Genomic DNA, 14,477 nt, shown 5'->3' with positions numbered 1-14,477 from the left:
ATGCTGACTTTCCAGCTGCTTCGAAGGACAGCAGATTTATCCGCAAACCGGTCTTTGCTGGTTGGCTCCGCGCACAGATCGCACCCAAGCACATAGCGGTTAGATGATTTGCAACCGCGTAAGATCAGCTCTTCCCAAGAGAAGAAGTAGATTTTCTAAGAGGGAAGTTCCCTGAAAATTGGTGTGGCGAGGGAGCATGGGGGTGTATGGAGTCGGGGGGTATGGGGGTTTTCGACCGGGGGGGGGGGCAGCAAACTCAAAACATAAAAGGGGACACCGCCACGTCAAAGGAACTACCCCGCGCAAAAATTTCTAATGTGAGCATGCTTAAGGTAAGAAAGGCATACCACACAACCAAATGGCTCTCCATCGTGCCAATCTGTTTCCGCCCTTCGAGCAGACACGTTGGAGCCAGCTGTGAAGAAAACTCCGGCGGCAAACCAATCGGTATTCGCGTTAGTTCGAACTCGGTAAAGAAGCGCATCGCGCTTGACTCCAAACGATGACCACGTAAGCTTCTGAACAGGGCGCTCATATTGGAAACAGTATGGGTTCTGGCATCAAATTCGGGAGACCCTTGACTGGTTATCGCGAGCCAAGCTTGTAACGCAAGAAGGTGTAGAGACTGAACGGTGCCCACCTAACGCAGTTAGCTATGGTGAAGAGACAGTCCAGACCACAAACAGAACTCTGGCAGCGAAAGCTGTAGTGGTAAGATGGGTCGGCAAACGCCGACCCTTGCTCGTTTTGATGGCCTTTGAAGGCTACTCCTTAAAACTTGTTGGCTATGCAGGCTGTCTTTCTCTCGGCACCAAACTCCAATGCGTCGAAGACACACAAACCTTCAATGGTGTGGGTTTAGGGGCGCTAGATACAACAGCGGGGCCGAAACGGGCCAAGAGTTTTTTACATGTTAGTTTGTGGTGCCCCTGACCCAATTCAACAGCCGGTCAATGACTGAAAGGGATTGATTGACTGTTGATCTTGGTGGCAATGCATCGATTTCTCTTTCGAATTCGTCCAGAGAGATGAATTCCACTCGGTCCTCAAAAATCTGCGCGGCATTGCGGTGAATCTCATCGTCTAGAACCTCTAAGAAGTAACTAACGAGCTGAGAAGACACGCGTTGTCGCGCGGCCGCCAGCCTATCCTCACTCACTCTTGCGGCGTCGCCGGGTTTTCTCCTGCCAGTTACCCGCTTTAACCTAGGTGAGCGTTCCAAGGATCCAATTGTCCTGGGGTAATCATAGATGTTCCTTCCAATTTTATATGCTTTGACGCCCCGCGAGCGCCCAGCGTAACTTATGTTCCACTCGTGCTCTTCCAGCCTTTCACCATTGTTCCAGCGAGCCGCAATTTCGCCATACCGTTTCAAGTCTTCGTTAATGAGAAAGTTCTCCGAAGGCTTTATGATTTTCAACTTTCCGAGGTTCTCACTGGTATGCGAAGCTATGACGCCGAACCCCGCGTTGATCACCGGGTCAATCAAATTCCAGTAATAACCCCTACCAACGGCCGAAGCTCCCGCAGCTTCCACAAGTGGTGCAGAATAGAATTTTCGTATCGGGTTTTCTGAAAAGTCCTGGTCGTTGTTTTCGTTGAAGAAAGCGAGTAAGCGGAGCCTCAGAGCTTCCGAAAGGGTCGCAACCTCAAAATCATTAATCCTGAGTATGTTTGCTCCCTTCAGATAAAACGGTATATCCGCCTTCTCCCTTTCCTTGTCGTCAAGGATGATAATTGGGGTACCTAAGGCATGGAAGAAAGATAGTTCATACATCACGCTTGGTGATCTTGAAGTGATGTCTGCAATAGCAAGGTCTGCTGAATCGATGCGATTGAAAACGTATGCTTCAATATCTGACATGCCGTCCGTTGGTGCGTAGATATCTATGATCTCTCCGGAGGGTGTTATGTCGTCTCTGATAGATTGAAGTGCCAGTTTAATGTTACCTACGTGCTTCGAAATTGGCGTAGCTTCTTCTTCTGGATTGTCCTTATCCTCCCCCATGGGCCCAATAATAAATATCTCAAATTTCTTCATATCTTTACCTCACGGAGAGAAGTACACCATCCCAGCAAAGGCGATAAGGACGAAAGGCGCGAGAACTTCAAGCCGCGTCAGGCCAACTCTTCGGTGAGCGGATGGCATCGCGGCCCACTCCTTGGTAAACGGATCGAAAGCGAGTTGCTTCTCCATCTCTAGCAGTACCTTAAATTTGGCGCGAGCTAGGTTTCGATAAAACAAGATCGTCAAGATCCAGATAACGGCAACAAAGCCTATCATAGAGACAGCGTAGAGCTTTGGGAAACCCTCGATGGTCGAGTAGGCGGTTATCACTGCCAAAGAAATAGTTAGATAAATCTGATTAGCGTTCTGACGCTTCCCTTCGTTGTGAAGAAGCGCCGAAACATAGGTCGCGTAAATTTCTGTAATCTCGTTATTCCTTGTCATGCGAACAGCACCACGGTCTCAAACTTCCCGTTCCTTAGATCAAGGAAGTTATTTTCTACTGTCAACCCCGTCTGGGCGGCATAGGCTTTCATCACTAACACTATCTGATCATGGCGTTTGGCCAGTTCGTCACGTTCGTTCTCATCACTACAAGTGGGGGCAATATCTTGAAACACCAGCTTCACTTTGGAAACCAGCGGAAACCCGTGCTCCTTCAATAAATGGAGCGCTTCCAAGGCGAGGTCGTCATCATCTTGGTTGAGGATAAAATCTGAAAACACCATGACGGTCTTGTCTGTTTTGGAGGATGTAACGCGCACGAAAAATCGTGCGGAACCTTCGGCTAGTATTTGAAATGAAAAGTCATCGCTGCGGGAGATAAGTCCGGTCAAAATGCTGCTCCTCCCGCTTCTCAGCCACGACAAGGACCTCCGCCCAAATCACTGCGAGACCAGATTTACAGTGCGCCTTTACAGGTTACTACCTGATTTTCGCAACTGACCTTTGATTTGTCAGGAGAGTATGACAATCGACCCGGCGGCGAAGCGCGCTGCCTGCTAGGAACTAGCTTCTCGCGTTGCGATCCTGACATGTTAAGCTGATGTAGGATTTGGGATTTTCTGCTACGGCGCATGTCAATAACAACAAGTCTTATAAAGATCATTCCCTATTTGGCGGTGCTACTAACGGCACTCGCCACACTACTAGCGCTGTTGGATGCACTATCGCCTGAGTACCATGAAGCAAGCGCTCTATTGTTTATCATCCATTCGCTGCTGCTTGCCGGGCTTTTCTTCGTAGTTGTATCCTGCTCGATCATGTGCCTTTACCTTATGCTTTGCTCCGGACAGGAGAAAGCCGGAGACTTGGAGATGTCAATGTCCACCATGTGTGATGAAAGCGGAGCATCTGAGCAACAGCGCATAGTCGATATGGTCACGGGCATTCCGAACGACCGGCAATTCTGTGTTGATTTCAGAAAGGTTGTCGGATCGGTTTCCTATGAAGCGCCGGTCCATCTGATTGTCGTTGACCTAGTCGCCTTTGGAGAGATCAATCAAAGGTACGGTGACATAAATGGTGACAGGGTTATGAGGTGCTTCGCGCAGACGTTATGTAAGTTGAAGCACAAAGAGGAGAGCGTTTGCAAGATCTCGTTCAAAGTGCAGCCGAAGGTCCTAGGGTTGAGGCAGCTAGTATACCGCAAACAGGCATGTAGCGATGAATTCATAATTATGATTGGTGCCCCAGAGGCAGCCGCAGTTGACTTCCTGGTGCGCTTGCAACGGCGGCTTTTAGATGAGCTTACCCCATACATCCAGTCTAAGACCCTAAAGTGTTCTGAATTGAAACTGACCTTTTCTGCTGCTGTGATATCAGTCTGCCCAAACGACACAATTGTTGACGTATTGCAGCGGGCGCATGAGGGTATGCGCAGTGCTAAGCAGCCAGGACAGTCCTGCCGTATTTTCTGGGCTTCTAAAACACAGCCGAGCGATCTGGAAGACGGTTGGAAGAAGACAGTTTACGAAGACGCGTTGCAGTTATTCCTGGAGACTTCAGATTAGCGGGATTTTCTAGAGTTTTGCATTTCGGGCGAGCGGAAATGTGAAGCTCATAACAAGGCATACATTTCCAAAGCCAAACCTGGTAGGCCCGAGCGAAACGCATACTAAGGCGCTTAACCTAACTCTACTTTTAGCACGATGAAATCCCGCTTTCTCTGGCCTTTGGTATAGGTCCACCAAGAGTCCGGATAGTGCTATGTTAAGGGAGCTTCAAATGGAGAGTGGGGCCATGGCAAAACAATCGAAGCGGAATAGCATGCACGTACGGAGAAACCGCGAATACGAACAGCGCCAGAACATGAACGGTCTGGTGCGCGTCAGTCTTTGGGTGCCTGAGAGTGACAAAGAGACGTTCACAAACGCCGCGCGCACCTATGTCGAGAAGCACAAAGAACGCCTGGGCCTATTGCGGTCCGGCAGCTGAGCGGAATCATCGCCACGAATTGAAGCCCCTGCCGGTCTGGCGGGGGTTTTGCTTTTGAGGGCAAAAAAGACCGATTTTGATTCCAATGGTCGACAAATTGGTCGACAGAACACAGGGTCTCAGAATTAAGTCACTGATTTATATTCAGAATATGGGGAGATATGGTACCACCTCCTGGTCTCGAACCAGGGACCTCTTGATCCACAATCAAGCGCTCTAACCAACTGAGCTAAGGCGGCACGCACGCCGATTTAGCCCTGTCGTTTTCAGATTGCAAGTCCCAGCAAGCCCCAAATCTGCGTAGCACCGGCGATCAGAGGTCGATTTCCCAATGCTGTTCCACCAAGGCCTGTCCGAAACTGACCACCGGCACTGACGACATCAACGTCCAACCGTTTTTGGCATAAAGCGCCCCGGCCGCCCGGTGAGATTCGTGCGTCCACAAAACCATGCGGCGATAGCCCTTATCCCGCGCAAACGCCATCGAGGTCGCCAACATCCGCTGCCCCAACCCTTGGCCGCGCACCGCTTCACTCAACAAAAAGAGCCGCAGCTTGGCGGTATCCTCCTCAAGGCGGACGCAAAAGATGCTGCCCAAACGCGCCGCGCCGCGACACGCGATCCATCCCCGTTCAACGGTTGGATCATGTGTGCTGATAAAGCTGTCCAGGATCTCTGCCACCAAATCGCCAAAGCTGTCATCAAAGCCCTCGGCGCGTGCGTAAGCCAAGCGGTGCTCTGCAACCAGCCAATCGCGGTCTGCCGCTTCAAAGGGGCGAATCTCAATATCATCCATCGCCCCAGTCTCAGCAGGCTGGCTTGCGTTTCAAGACATCCCGCGCTACCTCTGCGGTCCAGCGAAAGAGGCACCCATGGGCATTAACGACGAAAGCGATATTGAGGCAAACCTTCAGATCGGGCCAACTGATGCAGGTATGGTGCGGCTTTATATCGAAGGGGGTGGTTTTGAGATCCCGATGGATTTCACCGCCGAGGAAGCCTATGAGATCGCCGATGAAATCACCGCTGCGGCCAACCGCGTCGCCGGTGGTCAGGCGCAAAAGAAACGCTAGGCCTTAGCCCCATTCGGGGATCAACCCCGGATCGCGCAACATATGTAGCCGCCTTGCGGCATGGACTGCGAACTTCTGCACCATGACTTTGCGCCGCGCGGCGGGCAGCTTGGCCTCTACTGGCATGCGTATGATCTCTCCGCCATAGGCGTCAGCGATGATCAACCCAGTGTCATGCGGCAGCAGTTCACTGGGAAAATCCTGATCCACAGCCCAAAAAAACCGGTCCGCCCATTCAAGATAGCCCTGCCATTTACCGTCAGAGGTGTAATCGGCGCGGGACGATTTGCATTCCACCACCCAAATCTCACCCTTCGGCCCCAGCGCCATGACATCCACACGCAAACCACGCGTCGGCACCAGTTCTTCGACACAGACAAACCCGTGGCTGACCAAATGCCGCGCCACGCCCCGCGCCAACAGCTGACCCGGCTGCGCCACCCGTTCTGCCAAATTCTGATCCGTTGCGGTCATAGCCAAGACTACGAACAATTCATGAACATTTGCAACTTTTTGTGCCGCACCATATCCCCTCACCCGCACCGACACCCGCCACACAAGCGTCCGAAGGCCGCAGCAGAGAGCGGCGCTATTTCGCTCAGCCCCATTGCCACCGCACCCCCGGCAGCATACATGCAGCCCTGTGGCGGGGTTCTGCCCTGTGCGTGAGACGTTACATTCCAGTGGCCTTAAGCAAATCCGAGGGAGCTGGCTCTGTCCGAGCCCTGGTTCGGTTACCTGGCGCCCACCTGTATATACAGGTCCTCGGGAATAAATACTGACCGGCAGCGGTGGTACCGCCACACCCAAAGCTCATGCACCGCATGAACCTTGCAGGGTAACACTTTATTTACCCTTGGTATTTTCCCGCCTCACGGGAACGGGTACGCCACGGTCCGGCCCTGCAGGTGGTGCCGTCTCATCCGTGCTCATCAACATCACCGCAACGCCGGTTTGTACCCCTGCAAAGACAATCCCGTTCAGCACCCAAAAGACCACAAGCGCCAACACAGCGATGTCCGACGTCAGGACCAGATGTCCCAAATTAGCGATGTTGAAATAGATCAGCACTGCCACAAACACCGCTGAGACGGCAAAACCAATCAGACAATGCTTGATGTAGAACCGGAAGATAATGGGCATAGCGCGCGCTCCTGCCCTACAAGATAGACCATCTTGGCTGGCGTTCAAACCCGCTCAGAATGCCTCTGGGCGGGCCTCACGTGCCATGTGATCCAACACCGCGTTGACGAACTTGGGCTCTTTGCTTTCTGGAAAAAACGCCCGCGCCACATCCACATATTCGGTGATCACCACCCGTGGCGGCGTTGCATCATCGCGCAGTTCAGCTCCGGCGGCGCGAAACACTGCGCGCAACGTGGGATCAATCCGCGCGATGGGCCACTTGGCCACCAAGGCGCGGTCGGTCATCTGGTCAATCGGCGCCTGATAGTTCACCGCATCATCCAAGACCCGCGCAAAGTGATCGATGTCGCCATCCACCATCTCATTGCCTTCATAGGTCGCGCCAAAACGGTGGTCCAAAAACTCGCGCCGCACCACTTCGACGGTTTGGGCCGAATGCTCCATCTGAAACAGCGCCTGCACCGCATAAAGCCGTGCCGCTGATTTCATCTTGCGCTTCTGATTGCCTGAAAGGCCGGTGGTCATGCGATGTTCGTTCCGTCTGCTGTGCCAGCCATCAGCGTGTCCTCGCCCCGTGGCTTGAACCCTATGCCCTTGCTGGTGTCGGCCCACTTACGGCTGAGCGCAATAAGATGCAAGGCAGCAGCCGCCGCACCGCCACCTTTATTCTGCCCCTCAGGATCAGCCCGCACCTCAGCCTGGCTCTTGTTCTCAACCGTCAGAATGCCATTCCCGATGCACAGCCCCGACAGCCCCAGCATCTGCAAGGCGCGCGAGCTGTCGTTGCACACCGTCTCATAATGCGTGGTCTCTCCCCGGATCACACAACCCAAAGCGACATAGCCGTCAAAGTTGCTGCGCCGATCAGAGATGCCGATCGCTGTGGGGATCTCCAGCGCGCCGGGCATTTCGACAACCTCAAAGCTGGCCCCAGCCGCTTCCAACTCCGCCTTCGCCCCGCGCAGCAACCCCTCCGCGATGTCGCTGTAATAGGGCGAGACAACGATCAACACCTTCACAGGTTTGTCGAACGTGGGGCGGTCCAAAACCGTATGCTCTTGTGAAGATGCCATATCAAACCTCTTGGGTGATGGGCCGGGTGCCCACAATTTCAATGCTATAGGCGTCAAGACCCAAATACCGGGTCTCGGGGTTATCTGTGAGCAAAATCAGCTGGTTCAACCCCAAAGCTGACAGGATCTGAGAGCCAAGCCCGGTGTTCTTGACCGTGCGGGGCCCTTCATCCTCTTCATCCTCCAACCGCAGCCGCGGATAGGGATCACGGAAAAGCACAACCGCGCCGCGCCCCTCATCTGCGATGATCTGCATGGCGCGCGGCAATTCATCTGCGGGGCTGGGGCCAAGGCCCAGAATATCCTCCAGCGCATTGATCGCATGGGTGCGTACCAAAACCGGCGCAGGGGTTGAGATATCGCCCTTAATCAGCGCCACATGGTCCGTGCCGGTGATCTGGTCACTGAACACGCGCATCTGCCAGTCCCCCCCATAGGCCGACACCACATCGCGGCGCGCGCGTTCCACAAGCAGGTTGTCATGCTGATGCCGGTAGGCGATCAAATCGCTGATGGTGCCGATCTTCAGCCCGTGCTCGGCAGCAAAGGCCACCAGATCTGGCAACCGGGCCATGGTGCCGTCGTCCTTCATGATCTCGCAAATCACTCCTGAGGGGTGCAGCCCCGCCAGGCGCGAGATATCGACCGCCGCCTCCGTATGCCCGGCGCGCACCAACACGCCGCCATCGCGCGCACGCAGCGGAAAAACATGCCCCGGCGTGGCAATATCCGCGGCCCCCGCCTGATCTGAAATGGCCACGCCAATGGTCAGCGCCCGGTCCGCCGCAGAAATCCCCGTGCTCACCCCTTCACGCGCCTCAATGGACACGGTGAACGCGGTCTCATGGCGCGACGAATTATGCATTGCCATCATCGGCAAGCCCAGCTCGGACACCCGCGATGCGGTCAAGGGCAGACAAATCAAGCCACGCCCATGGGTGGCCATAAAGTTGATCGCTGCGGCATCTGCAAACTGCGCCGGGATCACCAGATCACCCTCATTCTCGCGGTCTTCGTGATCCACAAGGATGAACATCCGGCCCTGCCGGGCCTCTTCAATGATCTCTGCGATGGGCGAAATGGCCTCGGCCAGTCCTTCTTCGACCGGTCCGGGTGTTTCATACGTCATAGGGCACCCCGTGATAGCTGCGCCCCCTCTAGCCCGTCGCCGCAGGTTTGACCAGCCGCAGCGCACCCGCGCACGCCCTGAAACACCGTTCACCGGAGCAGATCACACCACCCCAAAAACCCGCGCCCCACGCGCACACCCCTACCCGGGGCCCACCGTCCCGCGCTTCATCTTTCCTCTAAAACTCAAAAACGCCCGACGCCCCAGGCACCACCAATCGCGTGGGCCCCAGGTCAGGCCCCTAAGACATCTCCGCCAGTCGCGCCACATAGCGGGCCAGCGTGTCGATCTCCAGATTAACCCGGTCGCCCAGCTTAACATCGCCCCAGGTCGTCACCTCCTTGGTGTGCGGAATAAAGTTGATGCCAAAATCACAGCCCTCAACCTCATTGACGGTCAGCGACGTTCCATTCAGCGCAACCGATCCCTTGGGGGCAATAAAACGCGCCAGGTCTTTGGGCGCGCGCAGGGTCACGCGGGTGCTGTCGCCCTCATCCGCCATCTCCACCACCTCGGCCACGCCGTCGACATGGCCAGACACGATGTGACCGCCCAGCTCGTCTCCCACCTTCAGCGCGCGTTCCAGATTGACCCGCTTGCCCTCATGCCAACCGTTCTGGCCGATGTTGGTCTTCTCCACCGTCTCGGCTGAGATTTGCACCTCATACCAGTCCGGGCCCAAAGCCACGACCGTCAAACAGACCCCGTCACTCGCGATGGAGGCCCCCATGTCGATCCGCGTGGTGTCATAGCCTGTCTGAATGCGCGCACGCAGATCACCTTCCTGCGCCACCTGCGTGACAATGCCGATGTCTGTGACGATGCCGGTGAACATGGGCGAACCCTCCCTTTCTGGTGTCGCTCAGCAGGTAGCGGCCTTGCCCCCCTATGACAAGGTTCGTGGCACGCCCCTGCCGCTCGCGGTGGCAAAATTCCACACATCGGCACGGCAAAAGACGGCATTAACCAGATTTTTGTTCACTTGTCCGAGGCTTCAGCATAGCTTTGGCGAAAAAAGAGCAGAATTGATGAACGATAACAGGGCATTCCTTTTCCTGCAGGGGCCGCATGGACCCTTCTTTGACCAGCTTGGCAAAATGCTGCGCCGGGCGCGGTGCACGGTCTGGCGCGTAGGCTTTAACGCAGGTGATGCGGCCTTTTGGTCTGACAGCGCCAGCTATCTGGCCTTTGATGCACCCGCTGAGACCTGGCCAGAGCGGCTGGCGCAGATCCTGCAGGACAAATCCATCACCGACATCGTGCTTTACGGCGACACCCGTCCGGTCCACGCCCAGGCGGTTGAAGTTGCGCGCGCGCGTGGGGTCAAGGTGCATGTCTTTGAGGAAGGCTATATGCGGCCCTATTGGGTCACCTATGAACGGGGCGGCTCAAACGGGCATTCGCCGCTGATGGACATGACCGTGGCCCAAATGCAGGCGGAGCTGGCCCAAACCGACGGCGAGGCGCCCCTGCCCCTGGCCATTGGGGCGACATGCGCCAACATGTGTTCTACGGCGCGCTCTATCACTGGTTCGTGATGTTCCGAAACGGCAAGTACCGGCACTTTCGCCCCCACCGCCCGCTGGCCGTGGGGCAAGAGTTTCGGCTCTACCTCAAACGCCTGCTGATGATGCCCCTCAACGCCATAGACCGCATTCTGGCGCAGGGGCGTATCAGACGCGGCGGCTTTCCCTATCATCTGGCGCTATTGCAGCTGGAGCATGACGCCTCTTTCAGGGAACACTCCCCCTTTAACACGATGGAGGAATTTCTGACCCTCGTGGTTGAGAATTTTGCCAAAGGCGCGCCCGGACACCACCATCTGGTGATCAAAGCGCACCCCTTGGAAAATGGCCGCGCCCCGCTGCGCCGCATTCTGCGTCGCCTGGCGCAGGAGCACAGCATCGAAGACCGCTTGCATTTCGTGGGCGGCGGCAAGCTGGCCGCACTTCTTAATGACGCGCGTTCCGCCGTGACCGTGAACTCCACAGCCGGTCAACAGGTGCTTTGGCGCGGCATTCCGCTGAAAACCTTCGGGCGCGCGGTCTATGGCAAACCGGAATTCGTCTCTGATCAACCCCTGGCTGAGTTCTTTGCCGCAGCCACCCGGCCCGACAACAAAGCCTACCAGGACTTTCGCCGCTATCTGCTTGAAACATCACAAGTTCCTGGCGGTTTTTACGCCGCCAGAGGGCGCCGGCAATTGATGCGTCACGTCGTCGATATGATGCTCAGCGCCGATGATCCCTATCAGGCACTACGCGCGGGCACCGCGGCCCCGCGGCAACAGTTGCGCCTGGTGACCTGAGCTAAGCCGTTCAAACCGCTAGCTTTCGAGACAACTCTGGGCTATCTTTCCTCAAAATACGCTGAAAACAGCGATTTCGAGGCAGAGTTGAACAGGTCGAGGAGACCGAGCAGTGAATTCCCAAACCAAACGATGGGTGCGTCCCGTCGCCGCCGTCACGGCCTTGGCCATTGTTGCATCCTGTGGCCTGCCTGCTGTTGGTCCGAACAAACGTCAGATCTTTGCAGGCTCGATCCAGAAAGAGGGCGACGCCTTTATCGTTGCCGTCAACGACAGGGTGACCCGCGCCACCGCCGTGGTGCCTGCGCTTGGGTTCTCAGACGCATTCAAAAACGCCTCAGTTCTGGGATCAGACACCATTCGTCCCGGTGACGTCTTGGGCATCACGGTCTATGAAAACGTGGATGATCCGCTGCTGGGCGTCGAAGGCTCTCCTGCGACCGTGCTGGAAGAGGTCCAGGTCGACGGGGCGGGCTTTATCTTTATCCCCTACGCGGGCCGGGTCAAAGCAGCGGGCAACACGCCTGACGCCATCCGCCGCATCATCACCAACAAACTGGGCGAACAGACCCCTGATCCACAGGTAGAAGTGCGCCGTGCTGCGGGCGATGGCTCAACCGTGTCGCTGATCGGTGCCATCGGCGCGCAAGGCGTCTACCCGATTGAGCGGCCCACCCGCACCTTGGGCACCATGCTGGCCCAGGCGGGCGGTGTGACCATCACGCCAGAGATTGCGCAGATCACCGTCATTCGCGGCAGCCATCGCGGCCAGATCTGGCTTGAAGACCTTTATGAACACCCCGAGCTTGACATCGCCCTGCGCGGCGGCGACCGGATCCTGGTCGAAGAAGACACCCGCTCTTTCACCGCGCTGGGGGCCACCGGTGGCCAAGCCCGGGTTCCCTTTGATTCCCAAACGCTTTCCGCGCTTGAAGGCATCGCACAAGTGGGCGGTCTGAGTGCGGCAACAGCCGATCCAACCGGCGTCTTTATCTTCCGCAATGAACCGGCAGAGGTGGCAGGCCAAGTGCTGGGCCGCGATGATCTGCAAGGCGCGCAGCGCATGGTGTACGTGCTTGATCTGACCCAACCCAACGGCATGTTCATGGCCCGCGATTTCGTGATCCGCGACAGCGACACGATTTACGTGACCGAAGCCCCCTTCACCCAGTGGAGCCGCGTGATTTCGGCGATTACGGGCACAGCTGGTTCGGCAAGCACCTTGACCTCTTTGGGCAGCAGCGGCTGACCAGGTGGGCCTGGGGCCTGAGACATACGATGCGCCCCAGACCGCCCAGCAAGAGGCTGAGCGCCTTTTTGTCTACACGGGTGGCTTTCTGACCCAACGCCGCTTGCGCCGGATCATGGCGCTGGCGGGCTATTCCATCCACATCGGTGCCCCGAAAGAAGACGACGCCATCGCCGTCTGGGGCAATTCGCCTTACGCGCACCGGGGTCTTGGCGTCGCCGAACGGCGGGGCAGCCCCGTGGTCCGGGTGGAGGACGCGTGGTTCCGCTCATTGCACCCTGGCCGCACTGGTGCCCCCCGCTGGGATTGGTGATCGACCGCAAGGGGGTGCATTTTGATCCCTCTGCCCCCACTGAGCTGGAAGAGCTGCTGGCCCATCACCCGCTTGACGACAGCGCCTTGCTCACCCGTGCGCGCGGGGCCATGGCGCGCATGGCCGAGGCGCATCTGACGAAATACGCAGCCGTTGATCCAGACGCACCTGCGCCCGAGCCGGGCTATGTGCTGGTGATTGATCAAACCCAGGGCGATGCCTCAGTCACCGCCAGCGGGGCCGACCGGGCGCGTTTTATGGAAATGCTCGTCTTCGCACAGGAAGAGCACCCAGGCGCGCCCGTCCTGATCAAAACCCACCCAGAGACGGCTCAAGGCCACCGCGATGGCTACTTCAGCGCAGCCGACACCAACGACCGCGTCTCACTCATCACCGGCCCGATCAGCCCCTGGACGCTGTTTGAAGGCGCTGTGGGGGTCTATACGGTCTCATCCCAACTGGGGTTTGAGGCGATATTTGCCGGTCACAAGCCCCGCGTCTTTGGCCAGCCCTTCTATGCCGGTTGGGGGCTGACTAGGGATGAATTTCCGGTCCAACGCCGCCAAAGAACGCTCACCCGCGCGCAGCTCTTTGCAGCCGCGATGATCCTCTATCCAAAGTGGTATGACCCCTATCACGACAAGCTGTGCCGCCTGGAAGACACGATGGAAGCGCTTGCCGCCCAGGCGCGCGCCTGGCGCGAAGATCACCGCGGCTGGACCGCTTCTCAGATGCGGCTGTGGAAACGCAAGCCGTTGCAACAGTTCTTTGGCCACAGCCAACCGCTTCTGTTTGAAAACGATGCAGACAAAGCCCGCCAAAGCGGCCGCAACCGCATGATCTGGGCCAGCAAGGCAGCTGAGGCTGACACAGATGCCGCCCGCGTCGAAGACGGCTTCTTGCGCTCCAAAGGGCTTGGGGCCGCGCTGACCCCGCCGCTGTCGCTGGTTGTGGATGATCTGGGCATCTATTACGATCCCAGCCGCCCCAGCCGTCTGGAGAAATGGATTGAGGCCCGCGCCACCCTGCGCCCGGATCAACAGCAGCGCGCGGAACGGCTGATCGATCAGCTGACCCAGGCAGGCCTCAGCAAATACAATCTTGAAGCCGCCCCGCCAGAGCTTGATGAAGTGCCAAAAGGTGCCCGCATCCTTGTCCCCGGCCAGGTCGAAGACGACGCCTCCATCCAGCTTGGAACAGATCAGTTGCGCACCAACCGCGGCCTTCTCGAAGCGGTGCGCGCCGCCAACCCCGACGCCGTGATTCTTTACAAACCGCACCCGGATGTTGAGGCAGGACTGCGGGACGGGGCCACAGATGCCAGTGACATCGCGGATCGCATCCTGTCCCACGCCGACCCCGCGCAGGTGCTGGGCCATGTCGATGCGGTCTGGACGCTCACCTCTCTGTTGGGGTTCGAAGCGCTGCTGCGGGGCATCCCCGTCACCACCTTAGGCGCGCCTTTTTATGCCGGCTGGGGGCTCACACATGACTTAGGGGATATCCCGCCCCGCCGCCGCGCTGAACCCAGCCTTGCGGGGCTGGTGCATGCGGCGTTGATTGATTATCCGCGCTATCTTGACCCCAAAACCGGGCAAGCCTGCCCCGTCGAAGTGATCGTGGCCCGGCTGAGCAGCGGTGACATTCCAACGCCCGGCCCAGCGAACCGCCTGCTGTCCAAACTTCAGGGCATCTTTGCCAGCCAAGCCCACCTGTGGCGGCGCGGCTAGCGCGGGCAACGC

14 protein-coding genes, 1 tRNA gene, 1 other RNA gene and 2 pseudogenes are annotated in these 14,477 nt (G+C 57.3%); 7 read left to right on the top strand and 11 right to left on the bottom strand.

Annotation, left to right across the window (positions count from 1 at the left end; translation table 11 throughout):
• Window positions 1-913: 913 nt before the first annotated feature.
• The 3 genes from ACZ1HM_RS07855 to ACZ1HM_RS07845 are packed head-to-tail and all read right to left on the bottom strand — an operon-like array spanning window position 914 to window position 2,844.
• The gene (locus ACZ1HM_RS07855) at window positions 914-2,041 is read right to left on the bottom strand and encodes a hypothetical protein (RefSeq protein ID WP_472742285.1); all 1,128 of its coding nucleotides are present in this window, start codon (window positions 2,039-2,041) and stop codon (window positions 914-916) included.
• A gap of 9 nt (window positions 2,042-2,050) precedes the next feature.
• On the bottom strand, window positions 2,051-2,452 hold the full coding sequence (locus ACZ1HM_RS07850; protein ID WP_472742284.1) for a RipA family octameric membrane protein: 402 nt from the start codon (window positions 2,450-2,452) through the stop codon (window positions 2,051-2,053).
• Window positions 2,449-2,844: a hypothetical protein gene (locus ACZ1HM_RS07845; RefSeq protein ID WP_472742283.1), complete on the bottom strand. Its 396-nt coding sequence runs from the start codon at window positions 2,842-2,844 to the stop codon at window positions 2,449-2,451. Before ACZ1HM_RS07845 ends, ACZ1HM_RS07850 begins: the two co-directional genes overlap by 4 nt.
• 240 nt (window positions 2,845-3,084) lie before the next feature.
• Here ACZ1HM_RS07845 and ACZ1HM_RS07840 point away from each other — a divergent pair, with 240 nt between their 5' ends.
• Together ACZ1HM_RS07840 and ACZ1HM_RS07835 are read left to right on the top strand one after the other, a co-directional pair.
• The gene (locus ACZ1HM_RS07840) at window positions 3,085-4,020 is read left to right on the top strand and encodes a GGDEF domain-containing protein (protein WP_472742282.1); all 936 of its coding nucleotides are present in this window, start codon (window positions 3,085-3,087) and stop codon (window positions 4,018-4,020) included.
• A gap of 256 nt (window positions 4,021-4,276) precedes the next feature.
• Complete coding sequence (locus ACZ1HM_RS07835) at window positions 4,277-4,444, top strand: hypothetical protein (protein ID WP_472742281.1); 168 nt, start codon at window positions 4,277-4,279, stop codon at window positions 4,442-4,444.
• A 162-nt stretch (window positions 4,445-4,606) separates the two neighbouring features.
• On the opposite strand, the gene ACZ1HM_RS07830 is transcribed toward ACZ1HM_RS07835, so the two are convergent.
• Window positions 4,607-4,683 (bottom strand) — tRNA-His (locus ACZ1HM_RS07830).
• A 74-nt stretch (window positions 4,684-4,757) separates the two neighbouring features.
• Window positions 4,758-5,240 (bottom strand): GNAT family N-acetyltransferase, encoded by a 483-nt coding sequence (locus ACZ1HM_RS07825; RefSeq protein ID WP_472742280.1) that lies wholly within the window; start codon window positions 5,238-5,240, stop codon window positions 4,758-4,760.
• Between the two features lie 76 nt (window positions 5,241-5,316).
• On the opposite strand from ACZ1HM_RS07825, the gene ACZ1HM_RS07820 reads away from it, so the two are divergent.
• Complete coding sequence (locus tag ACZ1HM_RS07820; protein ID WP_472742279.1) at window positions 5,317-5,517, top strand: DUF6324 family protein; 201 nt, start codon at window positions 5,317-5,319, stop codon at window positions 5,515-5,517.
• A gap of 3 nt (window positions 5,518-5,520) precedes the next feature.
• Here ACZ1HM_RS07820 and ACZ1HM_RS07815 read toward each other — a convergent pair whose 3' ends face one another.
• On the bottom strand, window positions 5,521-5,991 hold the full coding sequence (locus ACZ1HM_RS07815) for an MmcB family DNA repair protein (protein WP_472742278.1): 471 nt from the start codon (window positions 5,989-5,991) through the stop codon (window positions 5,521-5,523).
• Between the two features lie 174 nt (window positions 5,992-6,165).
• Here ACZ1HM_RS07815 and ssrS point away from each other — a divergent pair.
• Window positions 6,166-6,319: non-coding RNA, 6S RNA (ssrS, locus tag ACZ1HM_RS07810), on the top strand.
• 44 nt (window positions 6,320-6,363) lie between these two features.
• Here the strand turns inward: ssrS and ACZ1HM_RS07805 are convergent.
• The 5 genes from ACZ1HM_RS07805 to ACZ1HM_RS07785 all read right to left on the bottom strand — a co-directional run bounded on the left by ACZ1HM_RS07805 (window position 6,364) and on the right by ACZ1HM_RS07785 (window position 9,700).
• Window positions 6,364-6,660 carry a hypothetical protein gene (locus ACZ1HM_RS07805; RefSeq protein ID WP_472742277.1) on the bottom strand — a complete coding sequence of 99 codons (297 nt, stop codon included), beginning with the start codon at window positions 6,658-6,660 and terminating at the stop codon, window positions 6,364-6,366.
• A 54-nt stretch (window positions 6,661-6,714) separates the two neighbouring features.
• Complete coding sequence (gene nusB, locus ACZ1HM_RS07800) at window positions 6,715-7,188, bottom strand: transcription antitermination factor NusB (RefSeq protein WP_472742276.1); 474 nt, start codon at window positions 7,186-7,188, stop codon at window positions 6,715-6,717.
• Window positions 7,185-7,736, bottom strand: a complete 552-nt coding sequence (locus ACZ1HM_RS07795) for a 6,7-dimethyl-8-ribityllumazine synthase (RefSeq protein WP_472742275.1) — start codon at window positions 7,734-7,736, stop codon at window positions 7,185-7,187. Before ACZ1HM_RS07795 ends, nusB begins: the two co-directional genes overlap by 4 nt.
• Before the next feature lies 1 nt (window position 7,737).
• Complete coding sequence (gene ribB, locus ACZ1HM_RS07790) at window positions 7,738-8,865, bottom strand: 3,4-dihydroxy-2-butanone-4-phosphate synthase (RefSeq protein WP_472742274.1); 1,128 nt, start codon at window positions 8,863-8,865, stop codon at window positions 7,738-7,740.
• Window positions 8,866-9,106: 241 nt separating this feature from the next.
• Window positions 9,107-9,700, bottom strand: coding sequence for a riboflavin synthase (locus tag ACZ1HM_RS07785; RefSeq protein ID WP_472742273.1), 594 nt, complete (start codon window positions 9,698-9,700; stop codon window positions 9,107-9,109).
• 193 nt (window positions 9,701-9,893) lie between these two features.
• Between ACZ1HM_RS07785 and ACZ1HM_RS07780 the strand changes: the two are divergent.
• From ACZ1HM_RS07780 to ACZ1HM_RS07770, 3 genes and pseudogenes are all read left to right on the top strand, one after another.
• A pseudogene (locus ACZ1HM_RS07780) lies at window positions 9,894-11,173 on the top strand (capsule biosynthesis protein).
• A gap of 112 nt (window positions 11,174-11,285) precedes the next feature.
• Window positions 11,286-12,422 carry a polysaccharide biosynthesis/export family protein gene (locus ACZ1HM_RS07775; protein ID WP_472742272.1) on the top strand — a complete coding sequence of 379 codons (1,137 nt, stop codon included), beginning with the start codon at window positions 11,286-11,288 and terminating at the stop codon, window positions 12,420-12,422.
• A gap of 115 nt (window positions 12,423-12,537) precedes the next feature.
• A pseudogene (locus ACZ1HM_RS07770) lies at window positions 12,538-14,465 on the top strand (capsular polysaccharide biosynthesis protein).
• The last annotated feature ends 12 nt before the right edge of the window (window positions 14,466-14,477 follow it).

It is taken from the genome of Sulfitobacter sp. GN1-4 (assembly GCF_055693825.1).
Note: the sequence above shows the minus strand (reverse complement) of the source record. Positions and strands in the feature narration are given on the sequence as shown.

Coding starts and splice junctions, on each gene's coding strand:
- ACZ1HM_RS07855 (WP_472742285.1), bottom strand. CDS start 2,041: ATGAAGAAATTTGAGATATTTATTATTGGGCCCATGGGGGAGGATAAG.
- ACZ1HM_RS07850 (WP_472742284.1), bottom strand. CDS start 2,452: ATGACAAGGAATAACGAGATTACAGAAATTTACGCGACCTATGTTTCG.
- ACZ1HM_RS07840 (WP_472742282.1), top strand. CDS start 3,085: ATGTCAATAACAACAAGTCTTATAAAGATCATTCCCTATTTGGCGGTG.
- ACZ1HM_RS07835 (WP_472742281.1), top strand. CDS start 4,277: ATGCACGTACGGAGAAACCGCGAATACGAACAGCGCCAGAACATGAAC.
- ACZ1HM_RS07825 (WP_472742280.1), bottom strand. CDS start 5,240: ATGGATGATATTGAGATTCGCCCCTTTGAAGCGGCAGACCGCGATTGG.
- ACZ1HM_RS07820 (WP_472742279.1), top strand. CDS start 5,317: ATGGGCATTAACGACGAAAGCGATATTGAGGCAAACCTTCAGATCGGG.
- ACZ1HM_RS07815 (WP_472742278.1), bottom strand. CDS start 5,991: ATGACCGCAACGGATCAGAATTTGGCAGAACGGGTGGCGCAGCCGGGT.
- ACZ1HM_RS07805 (WP_472742277.1), bottom strand. CDS start 6,660: ATGCCCATTATCTTCCGGTTCTACATCAAGCATTGTCTGATTGGTTTT.
- nusB (WP_472742276.1), bottom strand. CDS start 7,188: ATGACCACCGGCCTTTCAGGCAATCAGAAGCGCAAGATGAAATCAGCG.
- ACZ1HM_RS07795 (WP_472742275.1), bottom strand. CDS start 7,736: ATGGCATCTTCACAAGAGCATACGGTTTTGGACCGCCCCACGTTCGAC.
- ribB (WP_472742274.1), bottom strand. CDS start 8,865: ATGACGTATGAAACACCCGGACCGGTCGAAGAAGGACTGGCCGAGGCC.
- ACZ1HM_RS07785 (WP_472742273.1), bottom strand. CDS start 9,700: ATGTTCACCGGCATCGTCACAGACATCGGCATTGTCACGCAGGTGGCG.